The organism is Solidesulfovibrio carbinolicus, assembly GCF_004135975.1.
In the GTDB taxonomy this organism is placed as follows: domain Bacteria; phylum Desulfobacterota; class Desulfovibrionia; order Desulfovibrionales; family Desulfovibrionaceae; genus Solidesulfovibrio; species Solidesulfovibrio carbinolicus.
The window spans coordinates 2,054,642-2,080,414 of record NZ_CP026538.1 but is presented as its reverse complement, the minus strand read 5'-3'; the positions used below and the strand labels follow the sequence as shown (position 1 = coordinate 2,080,414).

The window sequence follows — 25,773 nt, the reverse complement described above, 5'->3', positions numbered from 1 at the left end:
CGGACAGCCCTTTTTCAGGAAAGGAGCACAACAAGGGCTTCCCAGGCGGCCAACGCGCCGATGGCGGCAATAAGCCCGGCCCCGACCAGAGGCAGCCAGCCCGCCGCCCGGCCCAGCCGGCCCGTGCCGCCCAGAAACCGCACCCCGGCCAGGCACAAAAGCCCCACCCCGGTCAGCACTCCGGCCAGCCCCAGGCCGAAAGCCGCGCACAGGATCAGCCCCCAGCCAGGCCGGCCCAGGGCGATGGCGGCCAACATCAGGGCCAGGGCCGACGGGCACGGGACCAGCCCGCCGGACACGCCCAGGGCCAGCAAATTGCGCCAGCCGACCGGTTCGGCCGCATCGGATCGGCCGCCGCCGTGGCTGTGCGTCCCTCCTCCATGGCTGTGAAGCAGACCGCCGTGACTGTGGGCCGGCCCGCCGTGGTTGTGCAGCGCCTCATCTTGTCCGCCTGCGACGCCGCCGTGGCTATGGGACGTTCCTCCGTGGGAATGGGCCACGCCGCCATGGCTGTGCGCCCGCCCCTCCCCTGCCCGGCCGCGCAACCGCCAGAGGCCGCGCGCCGCCATGGTCCCGCCCACGGCGCACATGCCCAGGCCCGAGGCCAGGGCCAGCCAGGGCATGAGCCGTTCCCGCCCGGCCTCGTCGGCGGCCAGCACGGCCGCGCCGCCCAGGAGGAACACGCCCGCCGTATGGGTGACGGCCACGGTGAGCCCCAGCCAGACGGCATGTCGCCACGTGCCCCGGGCGCCGACGAGATAGGCCCCGACCAGGGCCTTGCCGTGGCCGGGCGTCAAGGCATGGACCCCGCCCCAGGCCATGGCCCCGGCCAGGACGCCGGCCAGGGTCCAGGGCGAGGCCGTGGGATGTTGCAGGAAATCCCCCACACGCCCGCCGTCCAACCAGCCGGCCAACTGCCCAAGCCCGGCCGCGCCGCCCTCGCCCATGACGCCGCGAAAGGCCAGCAGCAGACCGGTCAGGGCCAAGGCCAGCCCCAGGAGAGCTCGCGCCCGGCCCCGCCAGCCGCCCTCCAGGCGCGGCAGCCAGGCCGCGCCCAGGGCCGTCAGCAAAAAGCCGCAGGCCGCCACGCCCGGCACGAACTGCCAGCCGGCCCGGGAGACGGCCCAGTCCGCCCCGCCGCGCCAACCCAGAGCCACGCCGAGACCGGCGGCGCACAGGCCGACCAGGGCGGGACGGCAAGGCCCGGGCCAGGCGGCCAACACGCCGCAAACGGCCAGCCAAAGTCCGGCCAGTCCGGCGGCGGCCCGAGGCAGCGGCCAGAGCGCGCCGCCGCAGACGCCGACAGCCAGGGCCAGGGGAAGCAGGCAAACAGCCAGCCGGCCGCCGCCGCGCCCGGACTGGGCAGCCAGAAAGGCCAGCCCGGCCAGGGGGAGCAAATGCTCCCACGAGGTCAGGGGATGGAGCAGGCCGGCGTAGAAATCGCCCACGTCGGCGCTGACCAGATGGGCCAGGGCCGGCTCGGCCCGGCCAAGGACCATGGCCAGGGCGGCCAGGCAGAGAAAACCTAGACGAGTCCTCATCATATCCCCAACATGACGACGGTTCGGGCGATGGTCAGGTAGGCCCCGGCCGTGCCGACCACATAGGCCGGGGCGTAGCCGGCCCAGGCCGGCCAGGCCATACCCAGCCGGGCAAGGGAGGCGGCCACGGCCAGGAGGGCGGCCACAAAGGCGAGTTGGCCGATTTCCACGCCGAGGTTGAAGCCAAGCAAGGTCACCACCAGGGCCTCCCGGGAAAGGCCAAACCCGGACAAGCCGCCGGCAAAACCCAGGCCGTGGAGCAGGCCGAAGGCAAAGGCCACCGCCGCCGGCCGACGGATGGCCAGACTCGACTGGCCGCGCAACTGCCGCACCATCTCCGGGCCAAGGAAAAGGATGCTGAGCGCCACCACGGCGTTGACCGGCTCGGCCCGAACGCTCACCAGCCCCGAGGCGGCGGCGGCCAGGGTCAAGCTGTGGGCCACGGTAAAGGCCGTGACCGTCTCCACCAGCCGCCAGCCGCCCCGGGCCAGACAGATGAGCCCCAGCACAAAAAGCAGATGGTCGATGCCATAGCCGATATGCCGCAGGCCCAGGGCCACGGCGTCGGTGAAGTCCGCGCCGGTCGAGCCCTGGCCGGCCAGGGTCAGGCCGTCCTTGTCCGGGGTGACCACGGCTGTGGACTCCCGGCCGTCCAGCCCGGCGTAGCGCACCACCACCCCGGCCGTGGTGGCGTCGTGGCCGGAAAAAAGGACCCGCTTGCCCACAAGCCCCCCCGGCGCGGCGACACGCCAGGATTCGAGATGCCAGTCCGGCAGGCTCATGACGATGGGCGGGCTTATTTGCTTCGCGCCGTCGGGCAGACGCAGGACAAAGGGCAGGCGCTGGCCTTCATACAGCGGCGTGCGCCACAGCACGTCAAAGCGTTCGGGCGCGGTCTGGCGCAGCTCCAGCACGGCCGGCCGGGTTTCGTGGGCGTGGGCGGAAACGGACGCGGCCAAAAGGCCGGTCAGGACGGCGACGGCCAAGGCCAGCTCGGCAAAGGGCCGCGTCATGGCCGGCTCTCGGCCACGGACGGCGGCAGGACGACCGTATAGCGGGCCAGCACGGCCGCATAGGCCTGCTTGCGTTCGGCCTCCAGGCGATTGCGCTTCCAGGCCTCGGCCACAGCCGGCCGAGCCGTCTCGAAGGGCGGCGGCGGGCCGCGCCGGGCCGCTTCGACAAAGACCAGATGCCAGTCGCCCAGGGTCGCCAGCGGCCCCTGCCAGGACCCGACCGGCAAGGTGGTGAGCGTAGCGGCGAAGGCGTCGCCGAAAAGAGCCGCCGTTTCGTCCGGGGTCACGTTTTCGGAGCGCTCGGGCAGTTCGGTGTGGTCGCCCAGGCCCTGGCCGGCGGCGGCGTCCCGGCCGGAGAGCGCGTCGCGGGCCTGTATGGCCTCTTCCTTGGCCCGGCCGCCCCGGGCGCGGTCGGAAAAGGCGATCTGGCGGAAAGTCAGCTCGGCAACCGGAGCAAAGGCGGCGGGATCGGCCTCGTACAGGGCGCGCAGTTCGGCCTGGCTCGGCTCGGGCAGGCTTATCCCCTGCTCCAACCGGGCGGCGGCCAAGGCGGCCAGCCGGCGACGGACCAGGATGTCCTGGGCCTCCAGGCCGGCGGCCAGGGCCTGGCGCACGAGCACCTCCTCGCGCACCTGCTCGTCGGCCAGCCGGCGCAGTTCGGCCGGCGTCGGCTCCCGGCCCCACTGCATCCGCCACAGGCCGGCAAGCTGGCGCACATCCTCGTCGATGACGACGATGGCCGCGCCCTCAGCAACGACTGTCGGCTCAGCCGGCCGGCCAAGCGTCCCCAAGGCGAAAAGCAACGCCCCAAGCACCAGAAAATGGGTCAACGGCTCGCGCGCCAGCCGCGCGACAAGGGAAATGTTGGCCGGGGGCATACGTTTTCGGAGTGAAGAAGAGAGAAGAGAAGAGCCTCCGGCGGCCGGGGGCCTGAGGCCCCCGGACCCCCCATCTGGTTTGCGGTCTCCGCGCGCTCTTCGCGAAGCCTTCCCGTTTGGGGGCGGCGTTTCCCCGGGCTTCAGGCAAAGCCTGAAGCCCGGGGAAACGCCGCCCCCAGACAGGGAGGGTCCGGGAGGGGGTTACCCCCTCCCGGCCGCCGGAGGCATCTTCCTCTTCCCTTCGCCTTATATTTCCCGACTTTCGTCCTTGGCGCGGATCTCGGCGCGTTTGATCTTGCCGCTGATGGTCTTGGGCAGCTCGGCGACGAAATCGATGATGCGCGGGTATTTGTAGGGCGCGGTTTCCTTTTTCACGTGCTCTTGCAGTTCCTTGGCCAGTTCCGGGGAGCCGGTATAGCCGGGAGCCAGGACAACCGTGGCCTTGACGGCCTGGCCGCGCACGGGATCGGGCACGCCGGTGACAGCGGCCTCGACCACGGCCTTATGGGTGATGAGCGCGCTTTCGACCTCGAAGGGTCCGATGCGGTAGCCGCTGGACTTGATGAGATCGTCGGTGCGGCCCAGGAACCAGAAGTACCCGTCTTCGTCCATCCAGGCCTTGTCGCCGGTGTGGTAGTAGCCGTCGACCATGACGCTGGCGGTTTTAGCCGGTTCCTGGAGGTAGCCGGTGAAAAGGCCCAAGTTCTTGCCGTCTTCGAGCTTGAGGCAGATTTCGCCTTCGACGCCGGCCGGACAGGGTTTGCCTTCCTCGTCGAGGATGACCACGTTCCAGCCCGGGGTGGGCCGGCCGATAGAGCCGGGTTTGGGCGTCATGCAGGGGAAGGTGGCCAGTTGCAGGCAGGTTTCGGTCTGGCCGTAGCCTTCATAGATGGAAAGCCCGGTGATTTCCTTCCAGGCCCGGAACACGCCGTCGTTTAAGAGTTCACCCGCAGTGGTGCAGTAGCGCAGCGCCGAGAGGTCGTACTTCTTGAGGTCCTCGCGGATAAGGAACCGGTAGACCGTGGGCGGGGCGCAAAAGGAGGTCACCTTGTGGGCGGTCATGACGTCGAGGAGCTCGGAGGGCACGAACTTGCCCCGGAAGTCCCAGGTGAAGACCGTGGCTCCGGCCATCCACTGGCCGTAGAACTTGCCCCACACGGCCTTGCCCCAGCCGGTGTCGGCCAGGGTGAGGTGGACGTCGCCGGGCTCCAGGTTGTGCCAGTAGACGCCGGTGGTGAGGTGGCCCAGGGGATAGGCGTGGCTGTGCTCCACCATCTTGGGCATGCCGGTGGTGCCGGAGGAAAAGAAGATGAGCAGCGAATCGTCGCCGCCCGGGGCTTCGGCTGTGCGGGGGAAATCCTCGGCGGCGGCGGCGCGGATGGTTTCGTAGTCGAGCCAGCCGGCCGGGAGCGGAGACGTGCCGACCTGGACGCACACGGTCAGGGTCGGGCAGGCGGCCCGGGCCGCTTCCACCCGGTCGACTACGGAATCCTCGGCCACCACGGCCTTGATGCCGGCGTAGTTGACCCGGAAATCGATGTCGTGGGGGGTGAGCAGGTTGGGCGAAGGCACGGGCACGGCCCCGAGCTTGTGCAGGGCCAGCATGGTGACCCACCACTCCACCCGGCGGTAGAGGATGATCATCACCTTGTCGCCCTTGACGAGTCCCGCGGCCTTGAAGGCGTTGGCCATGCGGGCCGATTCCTTGCTGAAATAGGCCAGATCAAGGTCGCGCCGGGTCCCGTCCGGGCCGATGTGGATCATGGCCGGCCGGGTCGGGTCCTGGGCGGCCTCGGCGTCGAGAAAATCGAAGGCGAAATTATAGTTCTCGGGCACGGCGATGGAAAAGGTCTCGAGCAGCTCACGGTAGGTTTTGGGTCGCAGTTTGGCGACAGGCATGGTCTTGGACTCCCGGGCAAAACGGTTGTTGTCTTGTCGATGCACTCCGGCACAGGTCAATTCGGCCAGGCTGCCCGCCGGGACGGCATGGCGGCCCGGCTAGATAATGACGTCCAAAAACTCCGCCGGTTCGCCGTCGAGGCCGCGCATGGCGTGGGGCGTGCGGGAGGAAAAATACAGGCTGTCGTGGGGTTCAAGGACCACGATGTCCTCGCCCAGGCGCACTTCCAGCCGGCCGCGCAGCATATAGATGAACTCCTCGCCCAGGTGGCGGTTGATCTCCATCTCGGACTCGGCCTTGGGCGGCACGGTGACGATAAACGGCTCCATGTGGGGCTTGTGGAAGCGGTAGGCCAAAGCCTGGTACTTGTAGGCCTTGCGCCGGTCCACGGACAGCCCCTGGCCGGACGGCACCAGGGAATAATTCATGAGGTGGGCGTCGTCGCCGGTTAAAAGCGCGGTGAGGTCCGCGCCGCAGGCCTTGGCGACCTCGTAGAGGTAGCTGACGGGAATTTCCGTGTTGCCGGTCTCGTAGGCCGCGACGTCGGCGGCGGTGACGCCGGTGGCCTCGGCCAGGGCCTGGGCCGTCATGCCGGTGGCTTCGCGCAGGCCGCGAAGGCGCATGGCGATCTCCCGGACCGGTCCGATCTCCTTGCTCATGGGGTACCCCTTGGCTCGTATGGTTAGCGAAATGGTTGCTCCCGTCTTTTCGCATGGAAGCCCGGCTTGTCAAACGGTTCTTTCCGAGCGGCAAGATCGGGAAAAACGGCTGGAATTCCGCGCCGCAGTATGGTATCGGGGCACCTTCCTGGGGCATGTCGACTCTCGCCCCGTCCCACTATATCAGCCACGAGGTAGCCATGAGCGTCAAAAAGCTTGGTGATCGCATCCGCACGTACCGGGAACGGCAGGAAATGTCGCGCGAGGAACTGTCGCGCCGCACCGGTCTTTCCGTGGAATTCCTCACCGCCCTGGAGGAAGAGGACGTCACCCCGTCCATCGGTCCCCTGCTCAAGATCGCCCTGGCCCTGGGACAGCGTCTGGGCACCTTCATGGACGACGCCGTGGACAGCGACATCTGCCTGACCTGCTGCGCCGAGCGCGGGGCTGACGACGCCATACTGCGCAAGGCCCGGGGCAAGCGGGCCAGCTACAAATACCATTCCCTGGGCGCGGCCAAGACCGACCGCCACATGGAGCCTTTTTTCATCGAGATCTACCCCGACGAAGAAGCGGCGGCCGAAAAGCCCTTGTCCTCCCATGAAGGCGAGGAATTCATCGTGGTGGTTTCCGGTGAGCTGGAAGTCATCGTCGGCCCGGACCGCCATGTCCTTGGGGCCGGCGACTCGGTCTACTTCAATTCCGTGGTGCCCCACTACGTGGGCTGCGGCAACGCGCCCAAGACCGACATCTACGCCGTCCTTTACATCCCGCAGTAGGCAAAGGAGCCGCCCATGACCTTCGTGCCGCCCCTTCGCGACCTGACCCTGGGAGACCTGCTCAAGGAAACCGCGTCCAAGTTCCCGGACCAGGACGCCGTGGTCTACGTGGACCGCGACTATCGCCTGACCTGGCAGCAGTTCGACGAACTCACCGACGAACTGGCCAAGGGCCTCATGGCCCTGGGCATCCAAAAGGGCGAAAAAGTGGCCGTGTGGGCCACCAACGTGCCCTTCTGGGTGGCGCTGATGTTCGCCACGGCCAAGATGGGCGCCGTGCTGCTCACCGTCAACACGGCCTACAAGCGCAACGAACTCAAGTATCTGCTCACCAATTCCGACGCCGACAACATCTTTATCATCAACGGCTTTCGGGATTCGGACTATATCGAGATCCTTTACGACCTGGCCCCGGAACTGCGCAACATGCAGCGCGGGGCGATCAGAAGCGAGACCTTCCCCCACCTCAAGCGGGTGTGTTTCCTGGGCGTGGAAAAACACCGGGGCATGTACTCCATCCCCGAGATCATCGGCCTGGCCCGCACCGTCACCGACGAGGAATTGAAAGCCCGGCAGGCCACCTTCAACTGCCACGACGTGGTCAACATGCAGTACACCTCGGGGACCACCGGCTTCCCCAAGGGCGTTATGCTCAGCCACCACAACATCTTAAATAACGGCTACTCCATCGGCCAGCGCCAGCGGTTCACCAGCAAGGACAAGCTGCTTATCCATGTGCCGCTGTTCCACTGCTTCGGCTGCGTGCTCGGCGTCATGGCCTGCCTCAACCACGGCACGACCATGGTTTTCACCGAAGTGTTCGACCCGGTCAAATCCATGATGTCCATTGAGCAGGAAAAATGCACGGCCGTCTACGGCGTGCCCACCATGTTCATCGCCATGCTGGAGCATCCGCTGTTTGCGAAATTCGACTTCTCGTCGCTGCGCACCGGCATCATGGCCGGCTCGGTCTGCCCGGTGCAGACCATGCGGCAGGTGACCGAGAAGATGTACATGAAGCAGATCACCAGCGTCTACGGCCTCACCGAAAGCTCGCCCGGCATGACCCAGTCCGACGTGGACGACCCCTACCACTACCGGGTGGAAAGCGTGGGCAAGGCCTTCCCCCACGTCGAAGTGAAGGTGCTCGACCCTGAGACCAATGAGGAAGTGGAGCGCGGCAAGCAGGGCGAAGTCTGCTGCCGGGGCTACAACGCCATGAAGGGCTACTACAAGAACCCCGAAGCCACGGCCAAGTGCATTGACGCCGACGGCTGGCTGCACTCGGGCGATCTTGGCGTCATGGACGAAAACGGCTTCGTGGTCATCACCGGACGCATCAAGGACATGATCATTCGCGGCGGCGAGAACATCTATCCCCGCGAGATCGAGGAATTCCTCTACACCATGCCGGGAATCGCCGATATACAGGTGGCCGGCGTGCCCAGCCGCAAGTACGGCGAGGAAGTGGGGGCGTTTATCATCCTGCGCAAGGACGTGGAAATGGCTCCCGAGGATGTCAAGGACTTCTGCCGGGGCCAGATCGCCTGGCACAAAATCCCCAAGTACATCGCGTTCGTGGAAGAGTTCCCGCTGACCACCAGCGGCAAGGTGCAGAAGTACAAGCTGCGCGAACTTGGGGGCAAGCTCTTCCCCGAGGCCATGCGTTAGAACGCGCAGCTGGCTTCCAAAGACGAGGGGCGCGGACTGGTCCGCGCCCCGTTTTTTATCGGCCGGCGCACGGGCTCGCACCGGACAGAACCGGTTCCGGCCGCCGAGGGCCGGCCCGCGTCGCCCCGTATCAGGAGACGGGCTGGCGGCCCCGCCTCCTGGACCGGCCCAGGCGGAAAAGCCCTTATTCCTCGCCGTACTTCTTAAGCTTCTTGTGCAGGGTGGCCCGGGTGATGCCGAGCACCCGCGCCGCTTCGCTCTTGTTGCCGCCGGTGTCGCGCAGGGTGGCCAGGATGACCTCGCGCTCCACGTCGTCCAGGGCCATGCCGGCCAGCCCGGCCATGTCGGCCGACGCGGGCGCGCCTCCGCCTGGGGCCCCGTTGCCGCCGGCCTCGCGCATGGCGGACAGCGGCAGTTCGCGCTCGGTGACGTATTCCCCGACGGACAGGATGACGGCGCGCTCCACGGCGTTTTCCAGCTCGCGCACGTTGCCGGGCCAGGGGCAGCGCAGCAGCTGGTCCATGGCCGCCGGAGTAAAGCCCTTGAGGCGTTTGCGGTTTTTGTCGGCAAAGTGCGTCAGGAAATGCTGGGCCAAAAGTGGAATGTCCTGGCCCCGCTCACGAAGCGGCGGCACGGCAATGGCCACCACGTTGAGGCGATAGTAGAGGTCTTCGCGGAACCGGCCGGCCTCGACCTCCTTTTTGAGGTCGCGGTTGGTGGCGGCCAGGATGCGCACGTCCACACCGATGGGGTGGTCGCCGCCCACCCGCTGGATCTCGCGCTCCTGGATGACACGCAAGAGCTTGGCCTGGATGGAGGGGGCGATTTCGCCGATCTCGTCCAAAAAGATCGAACCTTTATTGGCGGCCATGAACCGCCCTTCCCGCCGCCGTTCGGCTCCGGTGAAGGCCCCTTTCTCGTGGCCGAAGAGTTCCGATTCGAGCAGCGTTTCATTGAGCGCCGCGCAGTTGACGGCCACCAGCGGCCCGGCGGCGCGCGGGCTGCCGGCGTGGAGCGCCTTGGCCACCAGTTCCTTGCCCGTGCCGGATTCGCCGGTGACCAGCACCGTGGCTTCGGTGGGGGCCACCATGGCAATCATGGAAAAGAGCTCACGCATGGCCGGGCTTTTGCCGATGATCTCCGGCCCGACGACGCCAGGCCCGAGCTTTTGGCGCAGGTTCTCGTTTTCCCGGGCCAGGCGCAGATGGTCCAGGGCGCGCTCCACGGTCAGGCGCATGACGTCAAGGTCCAGCGGCTTGGTGAGATAGTCGTAGGCCCCGGACTTGAGCGCCGAAACGGCCGTCTCCACCGACGAATAGGCCGTCATGATGAGCACCGGCACGGCCGGATTGTATTCTTTTATAAGCGACAGGGCCTCCATGCCGCCCATGCCGGCCATGCGCACGTCGAGCAGCACCGCGTCAAAGGGGCGGCTACGCACCAGTTCCACGGCCTCGGCCCCGTCCGTGGCCCCGGTCACGCCGTAGCCCCAGCCGGCGAGCACCGTGCGCAGCATGGACAAATGTCCGGCGTCGTCGTCAACGACCAGCAACTCAGCCCGCATCGTCTTCCTCCTTATCGGCCCCTTCGCCGCCCGTGACCGGCAACAGCACCATGGCCGAGGTGCCGCCCTCGGGGCGCGGCGTCAGCCGGATCTCGCCGCCGTGGGCGGCCACGATCTTGTGGGCGATGGGCAGGCCAAGGCCCGTGCCCCGGGCCTTGGTGGTGTAATAAGGATCAAAAATCCGGTCGCGATCGGCCGGGTCGATGCCCCGGCCGGTGTCCGTGACTTCGAGATAGGCCCGGCCGTCCGGGGCCAGTCCGGTGCGAAGGCCCAGGGTTCCGCCCGCGTCCATGGCCTGGACGGCGTTCAAACACAGGTTGAGCACCGCCTGGGCCAGCCGGTCAGGGTCGGCCGGGATGTCTGGCGCGCCCGGCGTGTCCTCCACAGCGATTTCCACGCCCCGGGCCAGGGCGTCCGGGCGGATAAGGCGGGCGGCGTGGCCGGCCAGATCGGCCAGACGCACCGGCCGGCGCTGGATGTCCGAGGGCCGGGAAAATTCGATGAGTTCCGAGATGACGCGGTTAAGCCGGTCCACCTCGCGCACCATGATCTCGGCGGCTTGCCTGTCCTCGCTGCCCGGGGCGAACTTGCCGCCGAAGTAGGCTGCATAGCCCCGGATGGAACTGAGCGGATTGCGGATCTCATGGGCCACGCCGGCGGCCAGATTGCCCACGGCGGCAAGCTTTTCGCGGCGGCGCACCTCGGCTTCCAGCCGGCGCACCTCGCGCAGGTCGCGCAGCACCACAAGCGACCCCACCGGCGTGCCCTCCTCGGTGCGCACGGCCGAGACCGATACGCCCAAGGCAACCACCGGTCCGCCGGCCAGGGACATGTCCATTTCGCGCTCGTCGGCGGCTGGCCGGCGCAGCTCTTCCCAGGGCAGGACCGAGGCGGCCTCGCGGCCGACCAACCCGCCCGGAGCGACGCCGGCCAACTGTTCGGCCGCGCCGTTGGCCATGGCCACCTTGTCGTCCGGGCCGATAAGGATAAGCCCGGCCGGCATGGCCGCCACCACTTCCGAGGCCAAAGCCGTGGTCTGGCGCAGGGCCTTGCGCTGGGCCCGGTAGCTCTGGGCCCAGAACAGCCCAAGCACGCCGCCCAGGCCCACGATGAGGATAACCGAGGCCGAGGTCAGCATGTTGTGCAGATCGGCCCGTCGGGCGGCCTCGATGGGGGCCACGTCCAGGGCGACGAAAATAATGAGCGGCACGCCGCGCAAGGGCCGGCGCACGCCCTTGGCGTCGCAGTCCTCGGTGCACAGAAATTCCCGCTCGCCGGCCGGCGGATGGGCGCGCAGCCCATGGGGTCCTCGGCCGGGGGAGGAAGGCACAAAGCGCCGGTAGACCAAAAACGACTCGCGCCCGGCCTCTTCCTCCACGGCCAGCCGCCATTTCTCGGCGGCGTCCGGGGCCAGCTCGGCCATGACCGGCGGATCAAAAAGCGCCTGGCCGATGCGCGAGGCATCGCTGTGGGCCAGGATGCGCCCGTCCTCGTCGGTGACGGCAATGGCGAAGATGCCTGGCTGGTTGGCGGTTTCCTCAATGAGATGCTGCAGGCGGATGTCCGCGCCAAAGCCGCCGCGCATCCCGGTGCGCGCCCCGGCCTCGAAGGCCTTGATGAGCGCCGCGCCCTTTTCCAGCAACAGCTGGGTCATGTATTGCTTCTCGCGGCCCAGGTCCATGGCCGCCATGGCCGCCACCACGGCGGCCAGGATGCCGGCCGCGCCAAGCAGCAGCAAGGGCGACGCGCCGCCGCGAAACGACCAGCGCTTGATTATCTGGCGCACGCCGGGGCCTTGGGCGCGCCCGGGCGCGCCTGGATAAAAATCAACCATGTTGCATACATTCTATACACACCTAAGGGATTACTGTCCAGAAAAGCGACGCCTGGATCGCGCCCAGGCCGCCGGCCGGCATCTTTCCATAGCGATTGCATCCCCCGTTCCAAGCTTGGCTTCCGGCCGATCCGGGCATGGCGGTGTCTCGGACGCCCCCACCTGGCACGGGCATTGCTAAAATCCCGACCGTGCTTGTAGCCTTTTTGGCTCACCCCATACGCTTGTCAGCCAAAGGAACCCCCTATGCCCTTTCCCGCCCCCAAACGCCTGCTGCCCGCCTTTCTGGCCTGTCTGGCCGTTTTGGCCGTTGTGTTTGTCGCCGCCGGCCCCGGCCATGCCCTGCTCGGTTTTTCCTCCGGCCCGACCAGCCTCAAGCCGGCCGACGGCGTCGTCGCCTTTCCGACGGCCGATCTGGCCGACGGCAAGGCGCACTTTTTCACCGTGGACGCCGCTGGCAAGGAAGTGCGCTTTTTCGCCGTCAAAACCAAGGACGGCCGGGTGCGCACCGCCCTGGACACCTGCGACGTGTGTTATCCCGAGAAAAAAGGCTACCGTCAGGAAGGCGATTTCATGCTCTGCATCAACTGCGGCCGACGCTTCCACATGAACATGGTGGGCGACCAGCGCGGCGGCTGCAATCCTTCGCCCCTGGCCTCGGAGGTCGCAGGCGAATCCGTGCGCATCAAAATGGCCGATCTTGCCGTTGGCGCGGCGTATTTTTAGCCGGCAACGCCGCACCCAGCGAGGAACCGTGAACATCCTGACCATCCCGCTGCGCAACTTGCGCCGCAAACTGGCAAGAAGCCTGCTCACGGCCGTGGTTTTCGCCGTGGGCGTGGCCTCGGTGACGGCCCTGGTCGAACTGTCCAAGGCCGTGGGCGAGAGCCTGGAATCCAAGCTCGCCGCCTACGGGGCCAACATCCTGGTCAGCCCGAAAACCGAGACGCTGTCGGTGGGCTACGGCGGCATGGCCCTGGGCGACGTCTCGGTGGACATCAAGTATTTTAAGGAAGACGAGACCCTGGCCGCCATTTCCGGCATCCACCATAAAGACCGCCTAAGCGCCGTGGCCCCGAAATTCGTGCTGCTGGCCCGGGTGGCCGACACGCCGGTCGGCGTCATCGGGGTGGATTTTGAGCAAGAGCGCCAGATCAAAAACCACTGGTTCACCGAAGCCGGCACGTTGGCCCTGGATTCCTTCGGCCTGCTGGCCGGCAGCGAGGCGGCAACGCGCCTGAACCTCGCCCCGGGGTCCGTCGTGACCCTGGAAGGCCGCGACTTCACCGTGACCGGCGTCCTTGGCCCCACCGGCTCCGAGGACGACAAGCTTCTGTTCGCCGACCTCCACGCCTTGCAGGCCGCCGCCGGCAAGATCAACCGCATCCATTTCGTCGAAGTGGCGGCCCTGTGCGCCGGCTGCCCCATCGAAGAGATCACGGCCCAAATCGACGCAAACCTGCCCGGCGCCGACGTCAAGGCCATGCAGCAGGTGGTCAAAAGCCGCATGATGACCGTGGATTTCGTCAAGCATCTGGCCTTTGCCGTGTCCGGCGTCATCTTGCTCACGGCCTGCGTCATGATCGGCCTGTCGATTTTTTCCTCGGTCAACGAGCGCAAAAACGAAATCGGCCTGCTGCGGGCCCTGGGTTTCTCCAAGGGCTCGGTGTTCCTGCTCATGCACCTGGAAGCGCTCATTCTCGGGGCCACGGCGGCGATCCTCGGCCAGCTGGCCGGCTTGGCCGCCAGCGGCCGGCTCATGGCGCTACTTGACCTTGGCGACCAGGCCGCCCCCACATTCGATCCCCTGCAATTCGCCCTGGTGTTCGTGGGCGTGGCCGCCCTGACCAGCCTGGCCTCGCTGCCCCCGGCCCTGGCCGCCTCCCGCATCGAGCCGTCCCAGGCGCTGGTGATGTTGTAGCCCAAAAGCAAGAGCCTCCGGCGGCCGGGGGCCTGAGGCCCCCGGACCCCCCATCAAGGAAAACACCAATGCTAGTCGCCAAGGACATCGTCAAGACTTTCGCCGGCGAGGCCGGCAACGCCCCGGCCCTGCGCGGCGTGTCACTTACCGTTACGGCCGGCGAATTCGTGGCTGTGGTCGGACGCTCGGGTTCGGGCAAATCGACCCTGCTCAACATCCTCTCCAGCCTGCTCACCCCGGACGGCGGCCAGGTGCTCTACCAAGGCCGCGACCTGGCCGCCCTGTCCGCCCGGGAGCGAGACAAACTGCGGGCCACGGACTTCTCCATGGTCTTCCAGATGCACCACCTGCTCCCCTACCTCACCGCCTTCGAGAACGTGCTGACCCCCTTTCTCTCGGGCTGGCGGCCGGTGGACGCCGCACGCAAGGCCTTTGCCCTGGAATGCCTGGACCGGGTCGGCCTTGCCGACAAGGCCAAGCGCCTGCCGGGCAAGCTCTCCGGCGGCGAACAGCAGCGCGTGGCCATCGCCCGGGCCCTGGTCACCCGACCCCGGGCGCTTTTCGCCGACGAACCCACTGGCAGCCTGGACGGCGGCACCGGTCGCCAGATCATGGACATCCTGGCCGACCTCAACAAGGAAGGCCTCACCGTGGTGCTGGTCACCCACGAACCGCTTTACGCCCGCATGGCCGGACGCCTGGTGGAAATCGCCGACGGCAGGCTGGCGGCCGACAATGGGACGCCCGCTCCCGCGCCAAGCACAACCGTTTGACAAATCTTCCTGCGTCCCCTTAGGTAAATGTATTATTTCGTCGATATGGGAACAAGCCAGACGGAACCGCAGGAGATTGTTACATGCGCAACTTAAAACTCGGGGTCAAACTGGTCGGCGGCTTTCTCGTCACGGCGGCCATCACCCTTATAGTCGGTTTAGTCGGCTTGTCCGGCCTCTCCACCGTATCCAACCACCTGGAAACGGTCACCGACGTCAGCCTGCCCACCGTGCGCGATCTGCAATTGATCAAGATCGCGGGCGAGACAGTCCGGGTGGCGCAGCGCAGCCTGCTCATTCCCGGGCTCGACAAGAAAGACCGGGAGCGGCAGTACGAGAATATCGCCCGGGTGCGCGACACCTACCGCAAAGCCTGGGACGAGTACGATAAATTGCCCAAATCCCCCGAAGCCGAGCGCGTATGGCGGGAATTCGGCCCGGCCTGGCAGGAATGGGTCAAGATCAACAACGAAACCTTCGAACTGGCCAAGCAGTGGGACAAGTCGGACATCGACGATCCGACGGAAATACGCCAGAAAATCTATTTGTTCCGCGGCGACCACTACAAACTCCTTGACGACGCCTACGGGTTGGCCATTTCCGGCAAGCCCTTGGCCGGCGGCGACAACCCCGAGCAATGCAATTTCGGGCAATGGATGGCCTCAACCGGACGCAACATCAATAATCCGGTCTTCAAAAAAGCGGTTCAAGACTTACGCCAGGTACACGACAAGTTGCATCGCGGCGTGGCTCGACTCAAGGAAATGGCCGCCAAAAACGCTCCCAAGGAAGAGATGCTGGCCCTTATACGCACGGAAATCCACGAGCCTGTGGAACAGACCGTGGCCCAGTTCAACCTTATGGCCGACGAAGTGGGACGGGTCGAGGAAATCTATGCCCGGATGCGCCAGGATGCCATGGTCACGGTGCGCGACAAGCAGGTCCGCTGTTTCGAACTCCTTGACCGGCTCATGACCCTGTCCATAGCCGATGCCGAGAAAAGCCAGGCCGAAGGCGAGGCCGCTGCTGCCAAGGCCAGGATGATTTCCATCATCGGCATCGGATTGGGCGTGGTGCTGGCCCTGCTCCTTGGCATCGTCATATCCCGCATGATCACGCGGCCCATTCTCCTGGGCGTGCGGGCCGCCGAAGGCCTGGCCGCCGGCGACCTCAACCAGCGTATCGACATTGATCAGAAAGACGAGATCGGCGATCTGGCCAAGGCCCTGCGCCACATGATCGAAAAGCTGCGCGAAGTGGTTGGTCAGGTGCAGTCCGGGGCCGAGAACGTGGCCTCGGGTTCCGAGGAGCTTTCGGCCACCACCCAGAGTCTGTCCCAGGGCGCCACCGAACAAGCGGCCAGCGTCGAGGAAATCTCCTCGTCCATGGAAGAAATGGCCGCCAACATCCGCCAGAACGCCGATAACGCCAAGCAGACCGAACAGATGGCGCTCAAGACCGCCTCCGACGCCCAAAGCGGCGGCGAAGCCGTGGCCAAGACCGTGGGCGCCATGAAGCAGATCGCCGAAAAAATCGGCATCATTGAGGAAATCGCCCGCCAGACCAACCTGCTGGCGCTGAATGCCGCTATCGAGGCGGCCCGGGCCGGCGAGCACGGCAAGGGCTTCGCCGTGGTCGCGGCCGAAGTGCGCAAGCTGGCCGAACGCAGCGGCAACGCGGCCGGCGAAATCAGCGAACTCTCCTCGTCCAGCGTCCAGATCGCCGAAAAGGCCGGCGAACTCCTGGCCCGCATCGTGCCGGACATCCAGCGCACCACCGAACTCATCCAGGAAATCACGGCCTCAAGCGTGGAGCAAAATTCCGGAGCCGAGCAGGTCAACCGGGCCATCCAGCAGCTCGATCAGGTCGTGCAGCAAAACGCCTCGGCCTCCGAGGAAATGGCTTCCACCGCCGAGGAACTGTCGAGCCAGGCCCTGCAGCTCCAGGATACCGTGTCCTACTTCCGCCTCGACGCCATGACCCGCCGGCCAAGCGCGCCCAAGGCCCTGGCCGCCGGCCGCAAATCGTCCCGCCCGGTGGTCAGGCCGCCAGCCCGGCCTGCCGCCGCCAAAGCCGGCCTGTCCCTGAATCTGGACAAGGAAACCGACGACGACTTCGAACGGTTCTAGGCCGGTCGTTTCCCACGAACACTAAGCCCCCGCGTTGCCAAGGCAACGCGGGGGCTTTTTTCGATTGTTGAGGCTCCGCTTGACCAAAAGCTGGAGTCCCCGGACGTCAGACGCGCGGCGGCAGACTCTCAATCATGGCCGCGACAATGGCGGCGGCGTCGCCCACATAGCGGCTGCAGCGGGTGGTAAAGCGCCCCTCGCGTCGGGCCTGCTCCAGGCCGTCGGGAGTCGAAGGATCAAGCTCCATGAGATCGCGGCAGATGAGCGACCCATGGCGTTCGAGAAAGCGGTCGTAGAATTCCCGGGCCCGGGCATAGGTAGCGGCCTTGGCCGCCGCGCCGTCCGGCCCGCCGCCGCCTCCGGCCAGACCCAGCACCATCACCGCGCCGGAAACCGCGCCGCAGGCCCCGCCGCGCCCCATGCCCACGCCAAACCCCGTGGCCAGACGCACGGCCGTGTCGACGTCAAGGCCGTAGCGATCGGCATAAGAGCGCAACACGGCCTGGGCGCAGTTGCAACCGGCGGCGAAATGTTCCCCGGCCTTCCCGGCAATATCCTGATCCGCCATGGCGTCCTCCTGGGGGATGCGGCCCTTTCCCGGACCTTGTCCCCGTCCGGCAGGCCATACCCCGACATTATCCCGCAGGCAAGACGCCGCAAACAGCCCCGGCCGAAAACAAAAAAAGGTCGCCCAAGGGCGACCGGCCAATGACACAAGCGTACGTCGAAAAACCCTACAGCGGAGACACGGTAATGTGATCGGCCTCGCTGTTGCGCAGGGTCAGGGTGAAGGCCTTGAGGCGAATAGCCACCGGGTCGCGCAGCGGCGCGCGGCCGATGACGGCGACTTCCGTGCCGGGCACCAGCCCCATGTCGCGGATGCGTCGTCCCATTTCTCCCGAAGCGCCCACGCTGACGATGCGGGCCTTTTGGCCGACCTCTAACTGGCGCATGCCGATGGTTGCCTGCTGGTCCATTCTCGCTCCTCTCTCGGCCGTTCAAGCCGTGGCGACGGCGTCCAAGCGGCCGTACACCTTCTCGGCCAGCCCGTGTCCCAAAGTCAGGCACGCGCCTCTGGCCCGCAAACAGACCGGTCCGCCGCAGCAGGAAGTGATCTCCACCACCGTGCCGGGCGTGATGCCCATGGCGCACAGCCTTCCGCGCGCCCGGGGACAATCGCACAACGTCTCGACGCGCACGCGGCTGCCGGGCGGAAAAATGGAAAGCGGACCGTACGGGGCCATGCCTATCTCCTTGCTATGCCTGGATACTAGGCTTGGTGAGAATGATTGTCAAGCTCTTTTGTCGCCAACACGCAACAGCAGTCACTGTTTCGTCACAAAATGCCCACCCCGCTTAGCCCCGGCCGGTCCGCTTGAGCAGCCAGGTCAGGGCCAGGGAGACCAGGCATAACAGTCCGGCCAGATAGCCGGCCCGGTCGTACTGGCCGGAAAAGACGGCGTTGTAGATTTCCAGCGACACCGTGTTGGTGCGGCCAATGATGTCGCCGCCAAGGAGCAAACTCACCCCGACCTCGCCAAGGGCCCGCCCCACGGCCAAAAACATGCCGGCGGCCACGCTGCGGCGGCAATGGGGCAGGACCACCCGCACGAAGGTCTCGGCCGAGGATTTGCCGAGCACGGCCGAAAGTTCCATGAGCCGCGTGAGGTCGCCACGCACCGCCGCCTGCACCGGCCGCACCATGAGCGGCAGTCCCGAGATCACCGCCGCCACCACCAGCCCCGAAAAGCCGAAGACGATCTCCATGCCGGCGAGTTTGCCCAACGGCCCGCCGAAAAGTCCGTTTCGACCAAGAAGCAGCAGGAGAAAAAACCCCACGGCCATGGGCGGCAAGACCAAGGGCAGCGACACGATCACATCCAGGGCGGCCACCAGACGGCTCCGCCCCCGGCCGAGCACATAGCCCAGCGGCACGCCAAGCAGGAAAAACAGCGGCACGGCCACGGCCATGACCCGCAGCGTCAGCCGGATGGAGAAAAGGACGTCCGGGTCGGAGGCCGTGGCCGCAAGCGTTGTCGGGATCATGCCCGCCCCCTCCGGCGGCGGGCGGCGCGGGAAAGCCCTGCCCGCGCCGCCGTCACGGGCCGGACGGCCCCGGGGTTGATGCCTAATCGTGGCATTACAAACCGTGTTTTTTCAGGATTTCCCGGGCTTGGGGAGTCTCCAGGAAGGCGGCGAAGGCCTTGATGGCTTCGGTATTCTTGGCCTCGGCCAAGGGCAAGGCGGCCAGATCAATGGGTTCGTAAAGTGAGGGGTCGATTTCCAGGTAGCCGCCGATGGCCTCGCCCAGATCCATGACGTCGGTGCGGTTGACGAATCCGGCGTCCACCTCGCCGCTTTGGACGTAGGTCGTCACCTGGGGAACGGTGGCCACCACCAGCAGCTTGTCGGCCACGGCCTTGTCCAGCCCGGCTTTCTGCAAATACTGCGTGGCCGCCTTACCGTAGATGGCCTTGGCCGGGTCGGCCATGGCTAGGCGTTTGATCTCGGGCTTGACCACGTCCCCCGGCGCGGCCAGGGTCTTGCCCTTGGGCCAGGCCACCACCAGCACGCCGCGACCAAGCGGGACGGCCCCGCTGAACCGCAAGCCGGCCCCTTCCAGAAAGCCCTTCTCGCCCACCAGCACGTCGATGGCCCCGCTGGTCTTGGCCTGGGGAATGAGCTGGCCCATATTGCCGAAGATGAGGTCGGTCTTGACGCCCCCGGCCGCCTCGAAGGCCTTGGCCAGGGCGGTGACGGGTTTCTTGTAGCCGGCCCCGGCCGCCACGGTGAAGGTTTGGGCCAGGGCCGAAACGGCCAGACACAATGTGGCGGCCAGGACCGCGCACAGACAGGCAATCCGTCGCATCGTCCGTTGCTCCTTGAGGTTTGACGCGGCCTGGGGCCGCACTGTTCACGGCATGACGCAACATGGTCTTCCGGCCCGGGACAGCGGCCGGACCTTGGAACGCTCCCGCAAGCCCCGTTGATTACAGCCTCGGCTGGCGGGGCGAGTTCGCAACACCGCGGCACAGCGCCGCCCCGCCCGCATCTTCGCCTTGCCGGCTTGTGCCGTTTGCGGCGCGGCCAATGCCGCGCCGGGCCAGGAGCGCCTCCTGCTCCCGCAGATGGACGTCGAGCTGGCGATCGAACCAGTCCGGGTCCAGGCGACCCTGGTTGATGGACACGATGGCATCGCCGAGCTGGGCCGCCTCGGCCAGGTCGTGGGTGACGTGGACGATGGGGATGCCGAAGCGATCCCGCACTTCCAGGAGCTGGGCGCGAAGGGCCAGACGGGTGGCCGCGTCCAGGGCCGAAAAGGGTTCGTCCAGAAGCAGCGCCCGGGGCCGGCGGGCCAGGGCCTGACAGATGGCCCCGCGCTGGCGCTCGCCGCCGGACATGGCCGCCGGTTTGGCCCCGGCCAGGTGGCGTATCCCGAAAAGCGCCAGCAGCTCGTCGGCGTAAGCTGCGTCCACGGCGGCATAGGCCACGTTGCGGGCCAGGGTCATATGGGGAAAAAGCGAATACTCCTGGAAGACCAGGCCAATGTCGCGTCGCCGGGCCGGCAGCCGCACCCCGGCCGTCGTATCGCGCCAGACGACGTCGCCAAGACCGATGACGCCTTCGTCCGGGTCGTCGAGGCCGGCCAAGAGCCGCAGCAACGTGCTCTTGCCCGACCCCGAAGGCCCGGTAAGAACCGTGACGGCCGCGGCCGGGCAGCGGATTTGCGCCTCGAGGGTGAAGTGCGGCAGCCGTTTGACGACCCTGGCGTGCAACATTTCTCGCGTCCCGTCCTCAAATGCAGCATAGGGCTTCGCGCCGGCAAGGCGCTCAACCTCGTCTTGCCGGACACGCGCCATCAGGCCGCGACAATGGTCTCGGCGATCCCGGCCAGCACTCGGGCCAGCTCCACCGGAGCCGTGATCTGGGGGCAATGACCGGCGTCCATGGCCTGCATGGCGAACCCGGCCGCCTCGGCCCGGGCCGCGTTGGCGGCCAGCATGGGGTTGGGGTTGGCGGCGCAGCGCACATAGTGGCGCTTGGCCGGCCAGGCCGGCGGCGCGTCTGGCGTGGGGTCGGTGAACCCGGCCAGGGGGAACGGGAACAGCCGCGACAGGAACCAGGACTCCCTGGCGTCGCCGGCCACGCCGAACAGGGGCGCTTCCCAGGGCAGCACCTGCCAACCGTCGCGCACCCGGGCGTCCAGCATGGCCCGAAACGGCTCGCCGGCCATGCCGGCAAAACTGTCGCCGGGCTTGGGCAGCAGCGCGTCGACGTAGACCAGCCCGGACAGACGCGGCGCGATGGCGGACAGGGCTCCGGCGCAGATGAGCCCGGAGTAGCTGTGCCCGACCAGGATGGCTTCCTCAAGATCCTCAAGCTCGAAAAACTGTTCGACGTCGCGAACATAGGTAGCCAGGCCCAGGCCCGGCCCCTGGGCGTGGGCCAGATGGCCGCAACCCGACAATGTCGGGGCCAAGGCCTCATGCCCCAGGGCAGCCAGGGCCTTGGCGACCTCCCGCCAGACCCAACCGCCCTGAAATGCTCCGTGGATGCAGACAAACGTCGCCATGACGCCTCCTTTGGGACTTCCCGGCCCTCGCCCTGCGGGTCGCGGACCAATTCACCCCTGCGGCATACCGTATTTTTCGACAAAGTGAAGCGTCATGACTTTTACATTTCGCGTGTCACAGAGCAAAGCGGCGACACGGCAAATATAAAACCAGTGACAGTTCACGCAGTATCCAAGCAACTACTGACACGTGCAGAGTATTATTCGTGACAGAAAGCACATATGCTTTACAATGCATAGCTGCTTCGTTACACAATGCAACCATGACCACCGCTGAAGAAACCATATTCGATCTCGTCAATCGCCTGGACGTCCCCACGTTGCGACGCCTGTGCGATCATGCCGGCGCGACCCTGGCCCGCAAGGATCTCGACGCCCCACCCCGGCATACGCCGCGCGGGACCGCCGCCTGCCAGGTCGCCCTGTTCAGCGTGCCGTCCGGCATCCGCTACCTCGACGCCGACGAACTTGATCGCCTGACCAAGGCTTTTGTCGTCTGGCGCGACGCCGCCCGCACGCCGTCGATCCGCCGCGCCAGGGAGCGCATGCGCCTGGTCTATGCCATGCTGCGCTTAAGCGGGGCCAAGCTCGGCGAGGTGCTGGCGGTCAACGAACGCACGGACATCGACCGCACCAAGTGCACGGTGCGCTTTCCCGCCAGCCACGACGGCGAGGCCGCCCGCAAGGTCGTCATGCCGCGTGATTTCCTGGACGATGTGGAGCGTTTCGCTTCGGCCCCCATCAACCGGGCGCTGCGCGGGGAGCTGTTCCGCCTCGACCCCGGCTTCGTGCGCCGCAAGCTCTACGAGCAGGCCAAGCGGGCCGGACTGCCGCCGGGACGGGTGAGTCCCACGGCCTTGCGCCATTCCCGAGCCGTGGAACTGCTGCGCAGCGGCGTCCCCCTGCCCGTGGTGCATATGATGCTCGGCCATTCCAGCGTGGTCTTGACCTCCATCTACTGTTCGTTTTCCGACGCCGACTGCCAACGCATCGTCAGCCGATGCGTCGCCAAGGAGACCCGCATGAAGACCAGCGCCCGCAACACGTTTTTCGGAGCCGTTTCGAGCGTGCGCAAAAGCCCGCTGTTCACGGAAATTTCCATGACCACCACCACCAACCAGGAGATTGTGGCGGTCATCACCAACGAGAGTTTCGACCGCCTGGGCCTGTCCGAGGCCGAGCCGGTGACCGCCCTGGTCAAAGCCCCGTGGGTGCTTCTGGCCAAGGACGAAAACAAGGCCAAGACCAGCGCCCGCAACTGTTTTTCCGGCAAGGTCACGGGCATTCGGGGCGACGGCGTGGCCGTGGAGATCATGGGCGAGCTCCTCGACGGCACGCCCATGTGCGCGCTGATTACCGCCGAGTCCGTGGAAAGCCTGGACCTCAAGGAAGGCGACATGGTGTGGTTTTCCTTCAAGGCCTTCAGCGTCATCATCAACATCCCGTAACCGCATGAAAAAAGCCCGCCGGACCGTGGTCCGGCGGGCTGCCGTTCTTGCCTGGCCCCGCCGCCGTATGGGCGGCGACGGGAATCGCTTTACCCGACGGTCGGGCAGGCCTTGAGGGCCTCGGCGATATGTTCTTCCGGGTAGGCGAAATCGGACAATTTGCCCTGCAGGAAGGCGTCGTAGGACGCTAGATCGAGGAGGCCATGGCCGGAATAGAGGAACACCACCGACTCGCCGGGCTTGGCCTTCTTGGCGGTCTCGATGGCTCCCTTGATGGCATGGGAGGTCTCCGGCGCGGGCAGAAAGCCCTCGGTGCGCAGGAACAGCTTGGCCGCCTCGAAACACTCGGTCTGGTAGTAGGCCTGGGCGTTCACCAACCCTTCGGCGGCCAGATTGCACACGATGGGCGCGTCGCCGTGATAGCGCAGCCCGCCGGCATGGATGGGGGCCGGCATGAAGGCGTGGCCGAGGGTGTGCATCTTGAGCAGGGGCGTGAGCTTGGCCACGTCGCCGTAGTCGTAGCGGAACTGCCCCTTGGTCAGGGTCGGGCAGGCTTGCGGCTCCACGGCGATGAACTCGATGGCCTCGCCAGCCAGCTTTCGCGGCAAAAAAGGCAGGACGAGTCCGGCGAAGTTGCTGCCGCCGCCGACGCAACCCACCAGATAATCCGGCTTGTCACCGACCATGGCCAGTTGCTTCTCGACTTCCAGGCCGATGATGGTTTGGTGGTGCAGCACGTGGTTGAGCACGCTGCCCAGGGCATACTTGGTGTCGCCATGGGTGGCGGCGTCTTCCACGGCCTCGGAAATGGCCAGCCCCAGCGACCCGGTGCAGTCGGGGTCGCTTTCCAGCATGGCCCGGCCGGTCTGGGTGCGGTTGGAGGGCGAGGCAAAGACTTCGCCGCCATAGGCGTTGATGAGGATACGCCGATACGGCTTCTGGTCGTAGCTCACCTTCACCATATAGACCGTGCATTCCATGTCCAGCATGGAACAGGCGAAAGACAGCGCCGTGCCCCACTGGCCGGCCCCGGTCTCCGTGGCCAGCCGGCGTACGCCCTCGGCCTTGTTGTAGAAGGCCTGGGGGATGGCGGTGTTGGGCTTGTGGGAGCCGGCCGGCGAAACGGATTCGTTTTTATAATAGATCTTGCATTTGACCCCGAGAGCCTCTTCCAGGCGCTTGGCTCGCACCAGGGGCGTGGGACGGTAGAGCCGGTAGACGTCCAGCACCGGCTGGGGAATGGGCAGCCACCGCTGCGGCGACATTTCCTGCTCAATGACGGCCTTGGGAAAGATGACTTCCAGTTGCTCGGGAGTCACGGGCTCCTTGGTCTGGGGATCAAGGGGCGGGGCCAGGGGCGTGGGCAGATCGGGCAGGGCGTTGTACCACTGCGTCGGCATCTCCGCCTCAGGCAGATTGATCTTCATCTCCATGCAATTCTCCACCTTACGAGTAATTTCGCCCCCCGGTCCGCCAGGGCGGCTCTTTATCCAAAAAGACAAAGCCGACATCTCGGCTTGTTTTACCTAACCACGGATTCGTTGTCCTGTCAATTTCAGAACCGTAACATACACAACCATCGTCCCCAGGCCCTTTTCGGAGACAACCCCATCAAGCTACGGAGAAGTATCGATGCGAAAGATTCTGCTCTGCCTGGTCTGCTGCCTGCTCGCCCTGGGCGCGGCCAGAGCCAACGCGGCCACGGAAGTCAAAATGGCCGGCGACGCCCGTGTCTACGGCATGTTCTTCGAGAACCGCAACTGGACTTCCTGGAACGCCACCGGAACCAAGACCGAAGACACCCTTGAAATCTGGGAGCGTTTCCGCCTGCGCGCCGATTTCGTGGCCAGCGAGGCCGTGAAATTCCGCCTGGCCACCATGGTCGGCGACCAGACCTGAGGTACCGGCACCTTCACCGCCGCCAACCCGGATGTCTCCATCACCGTCTGGGAAGCCTATCTCCAGTTCAAGGTCCCCGACACCGACATCCAGGTGACGGCCGGCCTGCAGCCCATCTCCCTGCCCCATGCCGCGATCTTCTACGATTCGCCCATCCTGGCCTCCAAGAACAACAACAAGACCTTCGCCGCCCTGACCGTGAAGGCCCCGCTGATCAAGGACACGCTGACCGCCAACGCCGGTTACACCCGCCTTATCGACGCCAACCGCACCTACGACACCACCACCACCCAGGTGGACGACGAGTTCGACGCCTTCTTCCTGACCCTGCCCATCACCCTGGAAGGCTTCAAGGCCACGCCCTGGGCCATGGCCAGCGTGTTCGGCAAGTCCAGCCTGACCGTTGATTCCATCAAGTACGGCGTGGTCTCGGGCGGCTACTTCCTGTCTCCCTCGGGCTACAACCAGAACCAGTCCAACTACTGGTGGGCCGGCTCCATGTTCGAGGTCGACGCCCTCGACCCGGTGCGTTTTTACGGCGACGTGATCTACGGCGAAGGGGCCATGGGCGACCGCCAGCGCAACCAGCGTCGCGGCTGGTTCATTGACGGCGGCGTCAAGTACACCGGGCTGACCTTCATGACCCCCATGATCGGCGGCTGGTGGAGCTCGGGCGAGGATTCGAGCATCCGCAACGGTTCCGAGCGCATCCCCACCATCGCCAACTACTGGGGCATGGGCGGTTCGTTCCTGTACCAGAGCGGCCAGGAATTCACCAACGACACCATGTTGGCCAACCCCATCGGCTCCTGGGGTCTGTCCGCCTCCCTGGACAACGTCTCGTTTATGGACAAGCTCAGCCACGTCGTGACCTTTGCCGCCGCCTGGGGCACTAACTCCGCCGCCGGCCTGCGCAAGGCCGTCACCGCTTCCGGCGGCAACGGCAAGTACCTGACCATGGGCAAGGACCTGGCCATCGGCGAGTATCTGCTGGGCGTCAACATCGACTCCAAGTACTGGATCTACGACAAGAGCCTGGCGCTGGTCATGGAAACCGGCTGGGCCCACTACGGCAACCCCAAGGGCAGCGTCTGGAACACCACCTCCCGCGACTTCACCGGCAACGTCCAGGACGCCTGGAAGGTGGCCCTGGGCCTCAAGTACTGGTACTAGACCCCTTGTTGCCCACAT

General features: G+C 66.2%; 22 protein-coding genes and 1 pseudogene. 8 read left to right on the top strand and 15 right to left on the bottom strand.

The window, feature by feature from the left end:
- Positions 1 to 14: 14 nt before the first annotated feature.
- The 5 genes from C3Y92_RS09245 to C3Y92_RS09225 all read right to left on the bottom strand — a co-directional run bounded on the left by C3Y92_RS09245 (position 15) and on the right by C3Y92_RS09225 (position 5,991).
- A complete protein-coding gene (locus tag C3Y92_RS09245; protein WP_235669669.1) occupies positions 15 to 1,544 on the bottom strand; it encodes a HoxN/HupN/NixA family nickel/cobalt transporter in 1,530 nt (509 codons plus the stop codon).
- Positions 1,541 to 2,554, bottom strand: a complete 1,014-nt coding sequence (locus tag C3Y92_RS09240) for a HupE/UreJ family protein (RefSeq protein ID WP_129351887.1) — start codon at positions 2,552 to 2,554, stop codon at positions 1,541 to 1,543. The genes C3Y92_RS09245 and C3Y92_RS09240 overlap by 4 nt, the downstream gene beginning before the upstream one ends.
- Positions 2,551 to 3,432, bottom strand: a complete 882-nt coding sequence (locus C3Y92_RS09235) for a peptidyl-prolyl cis-trans isomerase (RefSeq protein WP_129351885.1) — start codon at positions 3,430 to 3,432, stop codon at positions 2,551 to 2,553. The genes C3Y92_RS09240 and C3Y92_RS09235 overlap by 4 nt, the downstream gene beginning before the upstream one ends.
- A gap of 246 nt (positions 3,433 to 3,678) precedes the next feature.
- Positions 3,679 to 5,331, bottom strand: a complete 1,653-nt coding sequence (locus C3Y92_RS09230; RefSeq protein ID WP_129351883.1) for an AMP-binding protein — start codon at positions 5,329 to 5,331, stop codon at positions 3,679 to 3,681.
- A 99-nt stretch (positions 5,332 to 5,430) separates the two neighbouring features.
- A complete protein-coding gene (locus C3Y92_RS09225; protein WP_129351881.1) occupies positions 5,431 to 5,991 on the bottom strand; it encodes a helix-turn-helix domain-containing protein in 561 nt (186 codons plus the stop codon).
- A gap of 200 nt (positions 5,992 to 6,191) precedes the next feature.
- Between C3Y92_RS09225 and C3Y92_RS09220 the strand changes: the two genes are divergently transcribed.
- Both C3Y92_RS09220 and C3Y92_RS09215 read left to right on the top strand, forming a co-directional pair.
- Entirely contained in the window at positions 6,192 to 6,770 is a 579-nt protein-coding gene (locus C3Y92_RS09220) for a helix-turn-helix domain-containing protein (protein WP_015860651.1), read from the top strand.
- A 15-nt stretch (positions 6,771 to 6,785) separates the two neighbouring features.
- Positions 6,786 to 8,441 carry an AMP-binding protein gene (locus C3Y92_RS09215; protein WP_129351879.1) on the top strand — a complete coding sequence of 552 codons (1,656 nt, stop codon included), beginning with the start codon at positions 6,786 to 6,788 and terminating at the stop codon, positions 8,439 to 8,441.
- Positions 8,442 to 8,625: 184 nt separating this feature from the next.
- Here the strand turns inward: C3Y92_RS09215 and C3Y92_RS09210 are convergent, their stop codons facing one another.
- Both C3Y92_RS09210 and C3Y92_RS09205 read right to left on the bottom strand, forming a co-directional pair.
- Positions 8,626 to 10,005, bottom strand: coding sequence for a sigma-54-dependent transcriptional regulator (locus C3Y92_RS09210; RefSeq protein WP_129351877.1), 1,380 nt, complete (start codon positions 10,003 to 10,005; stop codon positions 8,626 to 8,628).
- On the bottom strand, positions 9,995 to 11,839 hold the full coding sequence (locus tag C3Y92_RS09205; RefSeq protein WP_129351875.1) for an ATP-binding protein: 1,845 nt from the start codon (positions 11,837 to 11,839) through the stop codon (positions 9,995 to 9,997). Before C3Y92_RS09205 ends, C3Y92_RS09210 begins: the two co-directional genes overlap by 11 nt.
- A 246-nt stretch (positions 11,840 to 12,085) precedes the next feature.
- On the opposite strand from C3Y92_RS09205, the gene C3Y92_RS09200 reads away from it, so the two are divergent.
- From C3Y92_RS09200 to C3Y92_RS09185, 4 genes are all read left to right on the top strand, one after another.
- On the top strand, positions 12,086 to 12,565 hold the full coding sequence (locus C3Y92_RS09200) for a DUF2318 domain-containing protein (protein ID WP_129351873.1): 480 nt from the start codon (positions 12,086 to 12,088) through the stop codon (positions 12,563 to 12,565).
- Positions 12,566 to 12,593: 28 nt separating this feature from the next.
- Positions 12,594 to 13,760, top strand: coding sequence for an ABC transporter permease (locus C3Y92_RS09195; protein WP_129351871.1), 1,167 nt, complete (start codon positions 12,594 to 12,596; stop codon positions 13,758 to 13,760).
- 68 nt (positions 13,761 to 13,828) lie between these two features.
- Entirely contained in the window at positions 13,829 to 14,533 is a 705-nt protein-coding gene (locus C3Y92_RS09190; protein ID WP_129351869.1) for an ABC transporter ATP-binding protein, read from the top strand.
- An 83-nt stretch (positions 14,534 to 14,616) separates the two neighbouring features.
- Entirely contained in the window at positions 14,617 to 16,662 is a 2,046-nt protein-coding gene (locus C3Y92_RS09185; RefSeq protein ID WP_129351867.1) for a HAMP domain-containing methyl-accepting chemotaxis protein, read from the top strand.
- Between the two features lie 106 nt (positions 16,663 to 16,768).
- On the opposite strand, the gene C3Y92_RS09180 is transcribed toward C3Y92_RS09185, so the two are convergent.
- From C3Y92_RS09180 to C3Y92_RS09150, 7 genes are all read right to left on the bottom strand, one after another.
- Entirely contained in the window at positions 16,769 to 17,230 is a 462-nt protein-coding gene (locus C3Y92_RS09180) for a C-GCAxxG-C-C family protein (protein WP_129351865.1), read from the bottom strand.
- Positions 17,231 to 17,396: 166 nt separating this feature from the next.
- Positions 17,397 to 17,639, bottom strand: a complete 243-nt coding sequence (locus tag C3Y92_RS09175) for a FeoA family protein (protein WP_129351863.1) — start codon at positions 17,637 to 17,639, stop codon at positions 17,397 to 17,399.
- A 21-nt stretch (positions 17,640 to 17,660) separates the two neighbouring features.
- Positions 17,661 to 17,906: a FeoA family protein gene (locus C3Y92_RS09170; protein WP_129351861.1), complete on the bottom strand. Its 246-nt coding sequence runs from the start codon at positions 17,904 to 17,906 to the stop codon at positions 17,661 to 17,663.
- Between the two features lie 112 nt (positions 17,907 to 18,018).
- Positions 18,019 to 18,708: a molybdate ABC transporter permease subunit gene (locus tag C3Y92_RS09165; protein WP_129351859.1), complete on the bottom strand. Its 690-nt coding sequence runs from the start codon at positions 18,706 to 18,708 to the stop codon at positions 18,019 to 18,021.
- A gap of 94 nt (positions 18,709 to 18,802) precedes the next feature.
- Positions 18,803 to 19,531 carry a molybdate ABC transporter substrate-binding protein gene (gene modA / locus C3Y92_RS09160; RefSeq protein ID WP_129351857.1) on the bottom strand — a complete coding sequence of 243 codons (729 nt, stop codon included), beginning with the start codon at positions 19,529 to 19,531 and terminating at the stop codon, positions 18,803 to 18,805.
- A gap of 121 nt (positions 19,532 to 19,652) precedes the next feature.
- Positions 19,653 to 20,441, bottom strand: coding sequence for an ATP-binding cassette domain-containing protein (locus C3Y92_RS09155; protein WP_235669668.1), 789 nt, complete (start codon positions 20,439 to 20,441; stop codon positions 19,653 to 19,655).
- Positions 20,442 to 20,521: 80 nt separating this feature from the next.
- Positions 20,522 to 21,235 carry an alpha/beta fold hydrolase gene (locus C3Y92_RS09150; protein ID WP_129351855.1) on the bottom strand — a complete coding sequence of 238 codons (714 nt, stop codon included), beginning with the start codon at positions 21,233 to 21,235 and terminating at the stop codon, positions 20,522 to 20,524.
- A gap of 263 nt (positions 21,236 to 21,498) precedes the next feature.
- Between C3Y92_RS09150 and C3Y92_RS09145 the strand changes: the two genes are divergently transcribed.
- On the top strand, positions 21,499 to 22,683 hold the full coding sequence (locus tag C3Y92_RS09145) for a TOBE domain-containing protein (RefSeq protein ID WP_129351853.1): 1,185 nt from the start codon (positions 21,499 to 21,501) through the stop codon (positions 22,681 to 22,683).
- A gap of 89 nt (positions 22,684 to 22,772) precedes the next feature.
- Here the strand turns inward: C3Y92_RS09145 and C3Y92_RS09140 are convergent, their stop codons facing one another.
- The gene (locus C3Y92_RS09140) at positions 22,773 to 24,116 is read right to left on the bottom strand and encodes a TrpB-like pyridoxal phosphate-dependent enzyme (protein ID WP_129351851.1); all 1,344 of its coding nucleotides are present in this window, start codon (positions 24,114 to 24,116) and stop codon (positions 22,773 to 22,775) included.
- 199 nt (positions 24,117 to 24,315) lie between these two features.
- Between C3Y92_RS09140 and C3Y92_RS09135 the strand changes: the two are divergent.
- A pseudogene (locus C3Y92_RS09135) lies at positions 24,316 to 25,755 on the top strand (outer membrane homotrimeric porin).
- The last annotated feature ends 18 nt before the right edge of the window (positions 25,756 to 25,773 follow it).

Coding starts and splice junctions, on each gene's coding strand:
- C3Y92_RS09185 (WP_129351867.1), top strand. CDS start 14,617: ATGCGCAACTTAAAACTCGGGGTCAAACTGGTCGGCGGCTTTCTCGTC.
- C3Y92_RS09145 (WP_129351853.1), top strand. CDS start 21,499: ATGACCACCGCTGAAGAAACCATATTCGATCTCGTCAATCGCCTGGAC.
- C3Y92_RS09215 (WP_129351879.1), top strand. CDS start 6,786: ATGACCTTCGTGCCGCCCCTTCGCGACCTGACCCTGGGAGACCTGCTC.
- C3Y92_RS09220 (WP_015860651.1), top strand. CDS start 6,192: ATGAGCGTCAAAAAGCTTGGTGATCGCATCCGCACGTACCGGGAACGG.
- C3Y92_RS09205 (WP_129351875.1), bottom strand. CDS start 11,839: ATGGTTGATTTTTATCCAGGCGCGCCCGGGCGCGCCCAAGGCCCCGGC.
- C3Y92_RS09170 (WP_129351861.1), bottom strand. CDS start 17,906: ATGGCCCCGTACGGTCCGCTTTCCATTTTTCCGCCCGGCAGCCGCGTG.
- C3Y92_RS09190 (WP_129351869.1), top strand. CDS start 13,829: ATGCTAGTCGCCAAGGACATCGTCAAGACTTTCGCCGGCGAGGCCGGC.
- C3Y92_RS09165 (WP_129351859.1), bottom strand. CDS start 18,708: ATGATCCCGACAACGCTTGCGGCCACGGCCTCCGACCCGGACGTCCTT.
- C3Y92_RS09240 (WP_129351887.1), bottom strand. CDS start 2,554: ATGACGCGGCCCTTTGCCGAGCTGGCCTTGGCCGTCGCCGTCCTGACC.
- modA (WP_129351857.1), bottom strand. CDS start 19,531: ATGCGACGGATTGCCTGTCTGTGCGCGGTCCTGGCCGCCACATTGTGT.
- C3Y92_RS09150 (WP_129351855.1), bottom strand. CDS start 21,235: ATGGCGACGTTTGTCTGCATCCACGGAGCATTTCAGGGCGGTTGGGTC.
- C3Y92_RS09225 (WP_129351881.1), bottom strand. CDS start 5,991: ATGAGCAAGGAGATCGGACCGGTCCGGGAGATCGCCATGCGCCTTCGC.
- C3Y92_RS09245 (WP_235669669.1), bottom strand. CDS start 1,544: ATGATGAGGACTCGTCTAGGTTTTCTCTGCCTGGCCGCCCTGGCCATG.
- C3Y92_RS09200 (WP_129351873.1), top strand. CDS start 12,086: ATGCCCTTTCCCGCCCCCAAACGCCTGCTGCCCGCCTTTCTGGCCTGT.
- C3Y92_RS09180 (WP_129351865.1), bottom strand. CDS start 17,230: ATGGCGGATCAGGATATTGCCGGGAAGGCCGGGGAACATTTCGCCGCC.
- C3Y92_RS09230 (WP_129351883.1), bottom strand. CDS start 5,331: ATGCCTGTCGCCAAACTGCGACCCAAAACCTACCGTGAGCTGCTCGAG.
- C3Y92_RS09175 (WP_129351863.1), bottom strand. CDS start 17,639: ATGGACCAGCAGGCAACCATCGGCATGCGCCAGTTAGAGGTCGGCCAA.
- C3Y92_RS09210 (WP_129351877.1), bottom strand. CDS start 10,005: ATGCGGGCTGAGTTGCTGGTCGTTGACGACGACGCCGGACATTTGTCC.
- C3Y92_RS09235 (WP_129351885.1), bottom strand. CDS start 3,432: ATGCCCCCGGCCAACATTTCCCTTGTCGCGCGGCTGGCGCGCGAGCCG.
- C3Y92_RS09155 (WP_235669668.1), bottom strand. CDS start 20,441: ATGTTGCACGCCAGGGTCGTCAAACGGCTGCCGCACTTCACCCTCGAG.
- C3Y92_RS09140 (WP_129351851.1), bottom strand. CDS start 24,116: ATGGAGATGAAGATCAATCTGCCTGAGGCGGAGATGCCGACGCAGTGG.